Annotated in this window: 6 protein-coding genes; 1 reads left to right on the plus strand and 5 read right to left on the minus strand. The window is 59.3% G+C overall.

The genetic code is table 11. The features are described from left to right. Positions 1-475: 475 nt before the first annotated feature. From ABIN98_RS22490 to ABIN98_RS22510, 5 genes are all read right to left on the minus strand, one after another. Positions 476-1759, minus strand: a complete 1284-nt coding sequence (locus ABIN98_RS22490; protein WP_346913308.1) for a TRAP transporter large permease subunit — start codon at positions 1757-1759, stop codon at positions 476-478. Next, positions 1759-2286, minus strand: coding sequence for a TRAP transporter small permease (locus ABIN98_RS22495; protein WP_346913310.1), 528 nt, complete (start codon positions 2284-2286; stop codon positions 1759-1761). Before ABIN98_RS22495 ends, ABIN98_RS22490 begins: the two co-directional genes overlap by 1 nt. 4 nt (positions 2287-2290) lie before the next feature. Continuing rightward, on the minus strand, positions 2291-3292 hold the full coding sequence (gene dctP / locus ABIN98_RS22500) for a TRAP transporter substrate-binding protein DctP (protein WP_346913312.1): 1002 nt from the start codon (positions 3290-3292) through the stop codon (positions 2291-2293). An 80-nt stretch (positions 3293-3372) separates the two neighbouring features. Continuing rightward, on the minus strand, positions 3373-4326 hold the full coding sequence (locus tag ABIN98_RS22505; RefSeq protein ID WP_346913314.1) for a hydroxymethylglutaryl-CoA lyase: 954 nt from the start codon (positions 4324-4326) through the stop codon (positions 3373-3375). Between the two features lie 2 nt (positions 4327-4328). Next, positions 4329-5477 (minus strand): CoA transferase, encoded by a 1149-nt coding sequence (locus ABIN98_RS22510; RefSeq protein WP_346913316.1) that lies wholly within the window; start codon positions 5475-5477, stop codon positions 4329-4331. 102 nt (positions 5478-5579) lie between these two features. Between ABIN98_RS22510 and ABIN98_RS22515 the strand changes: the two genes are divergently transcribed. Then, positions 5580-6512 (plus strand): LysR family transcriptional regulator, encoded by a 933-nt coding sequence (locus ABIN98_RS22515; protein WP_346913318.1) that lies wholly within the window; start codon positions 5580-5582, stop codon positions 6510-6512. Positions 6513-6582: the final 70 nt, after the last annotated feature.

Here is a 6582-nt window from a genome sequence, read left to right on the forward strand (position 1 = left end):
TCCATCATACGACGCAAATGGAAAGAAACCTTTACCGGCCTGGAATCCAAGGGACATTTTCTCCACGCTACCCAAGCAAAATACGCTTGTTCCGGCAGACCCGGTTCAAATGCCCAAATGCAGGCTGTCGCCGACCCGCGTGAAATGCACGAAATCGACACGCTTCACGTAGCGCCAGAATTATCTGTAGGCACTCGTAAAAAGTTGCGAGCAAGGCGACATCTAAAGGTTGCAGTGCACTGCGGCAACCCTTTTCGGTTTCCTTGCTTTTCAATTGGTAAACCGGAACCGGAAATTTCAAGGCAGTCCGTCATACTGGCCGGTCAGAAGCTCCGCTGACCAGCTTTCCAAACCATCGCCCAGGATATGTCGACCTGAATTGGAAAACAGACAGGCAATCGACACCCGTTCGCGGGTGGATGGAGCTCCGGTACGAACTGGAGGCCCTGAACAGTTTTTTGTTCAGGCCCCGGAGTCAGCGTCCGAATCCGGCCGAATAAGGCAGCCAGGTGGCAAGCTGGGGGAAGAGGACCAGAATGAGCAGCCCGAGGACCATCAGGAGCACATAGGGAAACGCGCCACGAACCACATCGCTCAAGGGCGCATCGGTGATGCCTTTGATGACGAACAGATTCATTCCGACCGGCGGGGTGATCATTGCCAGTTCCAGGTTGATCATCAACAGGACGCCATACCAGACAAGGTCGATATCCAGCGCGTGCATGGTCGGCAGCAGGATCGGCGTCGTGATCAGAATGATTGCGACGGATTCGAAGAACATGCCCATGATGAAGATCATGACCATGACAGCCAGCATGAAGCCGAACGGTCCGAGGCCCATATGGGAGACCATCTCTGTCACGCCGACGGGAAGCCGGATAATCGTGATGGCATGCCCGAACATCGCGGCGCCTGCGATGATCATGAACACCATCATCGAGGTCCTCATGGATTCATAGGCACAATGCCAGAGATCGCTGAAGCCGAAATTCCGATAGACAAGCACGGCGACCAGCAGCGCGTAGACCGATCCGGCCGCAGCGGCCTCGGCGGCCGTGAAGATGCCGAGATAGATGCCGCCCATCACCACCGGCGGCGCCAGAATGGCCCAGATCGACTTCCTGATGGCCGAAAATATTTTACCACGTCCGGCGAAGGGAGGCCGCTCGCCGCCGCGTCGCGCCGCACTGATGATGGAGTAGGCAGCGAAGATGAGGGCCAGCAGGATCCCCGGTATGATCCCGGCCAGGAACAGCGCCCCGATCGAGGCCTCCGACACGATGGCATAAAGGATCATCGGGCCTGACGGCGGGATCAGGATACCCAGGGTGCCGCCGGCTGCGACCACGCCTAGCGCCTCCCTTTTCGGATATCCGAAGCGTCGCATCTGCGGGATCGCGCTCGATCCGACAGAAAGCGCAGTGGCAACGGAAGATCCTGAAATGGCGGCGAAAATCATGCATGCCATGACGGTGGCAACACCGAGACCTCCGCGCACATGGCCAATCAGGGTGTGAGCCATGTCGTAGAGGTCGTCGATCACCTTGGCGCGTATCATCACGTTTGCCATGAAGACGAACAGCGGAATGGTCGTCAGGATCGGTTTGTCCAGATGCGCGTAAACCGTGTCCGCGACCGAACCGATGTTGCCTTCGAAAATCAGCAGGATCGCGGTCGCCGTCAGACCGAGCGCCGCAAAGATCGGAATGCCCGTCAGCAAAAGCAGGATCAGGCCGGCGAAGATAAGCAGCGCCGTCATTACTGCGTTCCCCGAAACACGCGTCCAAGGAGCCGCGCGACAGCGAACAGGGCCAGAAGCACCCCGCCTGCGAGCAAGGGTACTTGCGGAATCCAGGACGCGATCTCGATCGATCCGGAGGTGTAGGATTCGAAGCTGATCGCGAAATCAATCGCGTGCCAGGTACTGACAATGAGGACAACGGCGAACGCGATCACGCAGAGGTCGCTCCAGATTGCCTGCACCTTGCGCAAGGATCGCGGCAACCGTCCGGTCAGAAGATCGATCGAGATATGGTTTCCACCTCTATAGGCTTCCGCCACGCCGAGCATGACGAGAGCGACGAGGACAAATCCTGTCAGGTCGTCGATCCATACCGGCGGCCGGTCCAGAACATATCGCATGAAGACGGAATAGGTCGTCAAACACAGAACCACGAGGATGAGAAGCGCGCTGATGGCGCCACCGAGCCAGACAATCGGTGTGGCTATCCGTTCCGGAATCGGGGCGGCCTTGGCCGCCCCGTGTGCATCTGTTCTCGGTGACATGGCCTCACGAGCCTGAACGGAGTTTGTCGATCAACTCAAGCAGCTTCTGGCTGTCCGGGTCATCCGCCTTGAAGGCCGCATCGAATGCAGGGCGCATGACGGCTTCCATCGCCGCGTTTTCTTCATCGGACGCAATGTGAACGCTGGCGCCCTTGGCTTCCAGTTCGCCGGGCGCTGCAGCAAGCGCACTCTCGGCGGCCTCGACCGCCCAGACGGCTGCTTCGCGTCCCGCTACATCCAGTGCCTTCTTGGAGGTATCGGACAGGCCCGCGTAAAATTGCGGGTTCACATATCCGTGGAGGAACACGGAGATGACCGGGGAGACCACGAAATGATCCTGGACTTCATAGTACTTGCGCGAAACGGCGGCATCGGTGCCGGTGATGGCGCCATCGAGGACACCGGTCGCCAGAGCCTGATAGACCTCTGATCCGGGCAGTGCCGTCGGAGAAGCGCCGAGAGCCGCAAGACCCGCATCGAAGGCCGGCGTCAGGCCGCGGATTTTCAAGCCTTCGAAATCAGACGGCTTCGACAGGAATTTTCCCTTCGAGGTAAACACCGAACTGTTTGTCTGGAACAGCCAGACGACATTCTCCACCCCTTTCGAGCGCAGCTTTTCTTCCAGGAAATTGGCCGCGTCCGAACCGTCCCAATTCTTCCAGATTTTCAGATCGGAAAAGGCATAGGGCGCGGTCGTCACCGTCATGATCGGCAGGGTCTTGCCCCACTGAAACTGGACGGAGAATGCGCATTCGATGTTGCCTTTCGCGGTCGCGACGATGTTTTCCTTCGCACCGACAAGGCTGTCGGCTCCGAAGATCTGGACGTCGATTTCGCCGTTCGACAGCTTTTCGACTTCAGCCGCCCAGCGGTCGATCACTTTCGCCACGCTATGGGCCGGCGGCAGCTGGTGGCTGCAGCGCATCACGGTTTCAGCCGATGCGGTGGCCGTTCCGCCAAGGGCCATGGCCGCGGCAAGAGCGGTCGATACGAGCAAGGATTTCATTTCGGGGTCCTCCCTATCAGGTCTTATATGAATGAGTGGCTCATGCCACCAGTCGGCTGCCTCCTCGCAGCCAAGGGCTGTCAGGCAGCGCTTGCACGCCAGTTCAGCGATTTCGGCGGTCCTGCTTTCGCAAGCGCGCCACAAAGCGGTTCCTCCGGCATTGCCATCGCCGGAATTGCGCGCGTTTCAATGATTTTTTCCAGATCGATACCTGTGTTGAAGCCCATGGTTTCTACCAGATAGATCAGGTCTTCCAGCACCACGTTTCCTGTCGCACCCGGGGCGAAGGGGCAGCCGCCGAGACCTGCAAGCGAAGCGTCGATCACCCGGCAACCGGCATCGATCGCAGCAGCCGCATTCGCAATGCCCATACCGCGCGTATCGTGAAGGTGCATGACGTAAGGCAGATCGCCGAACCGTTTCTCCATACGGCGGCAGAGTGACGCGATCTGCCGCGGACCGGCAAAGCCGACCGTATCGGCAAGACCGACCATATCGGCCCCGGCTTCGAAGCAACGGTCCACCATCCGCATCACGTCGTCCTCGGGGACTTCTCCGGACAGGGAGCAGCCGAACGCCATGGCGATGCCGACGTTGATAATCGTGTCCTTGCCCGACGCGTCGCGGAGTTTCACCACGTTGGCGATCTCGGCAAGGCTCTGCTCCTGGGTGCGGCGGACATTGGCCTCGTTGTGGGCCGGGCTTGCGGACACCACGACGGTGATTTCCCCGACCTGCGTTGCCAATGCGTCCATGGCGCCGCGCTGGTTCAGAGCCAAAGCAATGCCATGGGCATCGCCATGCCCGTCGACGGCGGCAATGACGTCCCGGACATCGGCAAAGCGCGGCACCTTGTCGGCCGGCAGGAACGAGCCGACTTCGAAGTAACGGAGGCCGGCCGCATATTCCTGATCGATCCATGCGATCTTCTGAGCCGTTGCCGGCCAGTGTTTTGTGAGTTGAAGGCCGTCGCGCAACCCGACTTCCCGTATGGCGATACGGTCTGTTGGATAGGTATGCTGGAGATCCGGCATGGCTATTCCGCCGCCTCCACCTTGAGCGCGCCAAGGATCTCGGCGTTGTTCTCACCAATTGCGGGAATATCCACGCTCTCCGACACGATCGGATGGCCGTTCATTTCAACCGGCAGAGCGGGCGCACGGAAGTCCTTCTTCTCCGCGTAATGCGAAGTGTACAGTCCGCCGGGACGATTGACGTGCGGGTCGTCATACATTTCCGCAGGGCGTGCGACGGGCGCAAAGAGCAGGTCGTTCTCTTCCATGATCCGCACCATCTCGGTGAACGGATGGGCGGCGACCTTTTCTGCGATCTGTGGCAGGGTCCAGTCCCGGGCCGCGATCTGGTCGGGCCGCGATTGCAAGCGCGGATCGTCGAGCAGGTGCTCAAGTTCGAGACCCTTGCAGAGTTTCTCCCACTGGCCGTCCGTCGCGGCTCCGACGAATATCTGCCGGCCGTCACGCGTCGGGAAAAGGTCGTAAACAGGCCAGGAAAACACCCGTTCCGGCATAGGCGGAGATTCCGTCCCCTCGATGTCGAACTGAACCATGTGCTGGGCGACGAGCAGCAGACAGTTCTCGAAAAGTCCGGAGCGGATCGATGCGCCTTCCCCCGTCTTGTCCCTCGCAATCAAGGCGGCCAGAACGCCAAAGGCGGCAAAGAGACCTCCCATGATGTCATTTGCCGAGGAGCCAATGCGAAGCGGCCGGCCGATAGGTCCGGTCATGTAGGCCATGCCGGTCATCATCTGCACCACTTCGTCCATCGCGGCGCGATGTTCATAAGGACCCTTGAGGAAGCCTTTGCAGGACGCAACGATGAGCCTGGGGTTCTTCTGGCGCAACTGCTCCGGCGCCAGACCCATCTTCGCCAATGTCTCGTCGCGGAAATTCTCGACGAACACGTCGGCGGTCGTCAGCAGAGCGTGCAGCCTGGCGAGGTCGTTCTCGTCCTTGATGTCGAGGGTGACGGATTTCTTGCCGCGGTTGAAGGTCGGAAAGAACCCAGCCCCCATGCCGGTCAGGTTCCTGGTCTTGTCGCCCTCAGGCGGTTCGATCTTGATCACTTCGGCGCCGAGGAATGCGAGGAACATGCCTGCCGACGGCCCCATGACCATATGGCTCATTTCGACCACGCGAAGGCCTTCCAGGGGACGTCCGGATGTCATCTCTTCCTCCTCAGATTTCTTGATGCAGGACTATGAAGAAAAGGAAGCGGTCGGAAAATAATATCCTTTAGAAGGATGCGTTCTCGAATATAGAATGATTGGATGGACACCAGACAACTCAGATATTTCGTGGCCGTCTGCGAGTTTCGGAACCTTTCGCATGCCGCCGATCACTGCAACACGGCCGCCTCGGCGCTTAGCCATCACATCGCGAGCCTGGAAGCGGAACTCGAAACGAAACTGTTCACCCGCAAGCCCAGGGGAATGGAGCCCACGGCTGCCGGCCTGAAACTGCTTGCCCATGCGCAATTCATACTCTCGGCCTTCGAGACGGCCACATCGGACATCAAGCACGGCCTGGCCGAAGTCTCCGGCAACATCGCAATCGGCATGCCGTTCTCGGTGATCAATGTCATCGGGGGAGGGCTTATGCGGAAGGTCATCGAGGATCTTCCCCGTGTCCGATTGCTGATCAGGGAAGGGTTGTCGGCGCTGACCTACAACTCGCTTCTGACCGGGGAGGTCGAGGCCGCGCTGATTTTCAACCCGCCTCCGGATTCACAGACGCTGAGAACCCCGCTGCTCGAAGAAGAACTCTTCTGCATAGGTCACAAGGATATTGTCGGGAGTTCCGACGATCCGATCAGGCTTGAAGATATGGCGGAGCTGCCTTTGGCGCTTCTGCAAAGCGGGTCGTTGTCACGCGCTCTGGTCGATCGTCCGGCTGAGTTGGTAAAGCTGGATTCTCACGCCCGCATTCAACTGGCCTCGATCGCGGGCACGCTAAGTGCTCTGAAAGAAGGACTGGCCTGTACGCTGGCCCCCAAGGTTCTGGTCAGCGACGACCTGAAAAGCGGCAAACTCGTCGCCCGTGTCGTAACCGACCCGAGGCTTGTCCGCACGCTTTACCTTGTAACCGCGCTGGATGCGAAGCCGACTTTCCTTCGCGAAAGGATCACTTCGCTCGTCATCGATCTGGTGCGCGAAGCAGTTCGCGGAAACCTCTGGGACGGCGCGCGGCTTATCGAATCCTGAAATCCGCTCGAATCGCTTCAGATGCAAAACCGAGGCACGTCGTTAGGCTCGAGTTTTAGTTCGAACAGCA

The organism is uncultured Roseibium sp., assembly GCF_963675095.2.
GTDB lineage: Bacteria > Pseudomonadota > Alphaproteobacteria > Rhizobiales > Stappiaceae > Roseibium.

Bases quoted from the DNA above. Each gene is read 5' to 3' on its own strand.
- ABIN98_RS22510 (WP_346913316.1), bottom strand. From the start codon at position 5,477: ATGACATCCGGACGTCCCCTGGAAGGCCTTCGCGTGGTCGAAATGAGC.
- dctP (WP_346913312.1), bottom strand. From the start codon at position 3,292: ATGAAATCCTTGCTCGTATCGACCGCTCTTGCCGCGGCCATGGCCCTT.
- ABIN98_RS22495 (WP_346913310.1), bottom strand. From the start codon at position 2,286: ATGTCACCGAGAACAGATGCACACGGGGCGGCCAAGGCCGCCCCGATT.
- ABIN98_RS22490 (WP_346913308.1), bottom strand. From the start codon at position 1,759: ATGACGGCGCTGCTTATCTTCGCCGGCCTGATCCTGCTTTTGCTGACG.
- ABIN98_RS22505 (WP_346913314.1), bottom strand. From the start codon at position 4,326: ATGCCGGATCTCCAGCATACCTATCCAACAGACCGTATCGCCATACGG.
- ABIN98_RS22515 (WP_346913318.1), top strand. From the start codon at position 5,580: ATGGACACCAGACAACTCAGATATTTCGTGGCCGTCTGCGAGTTTCGG.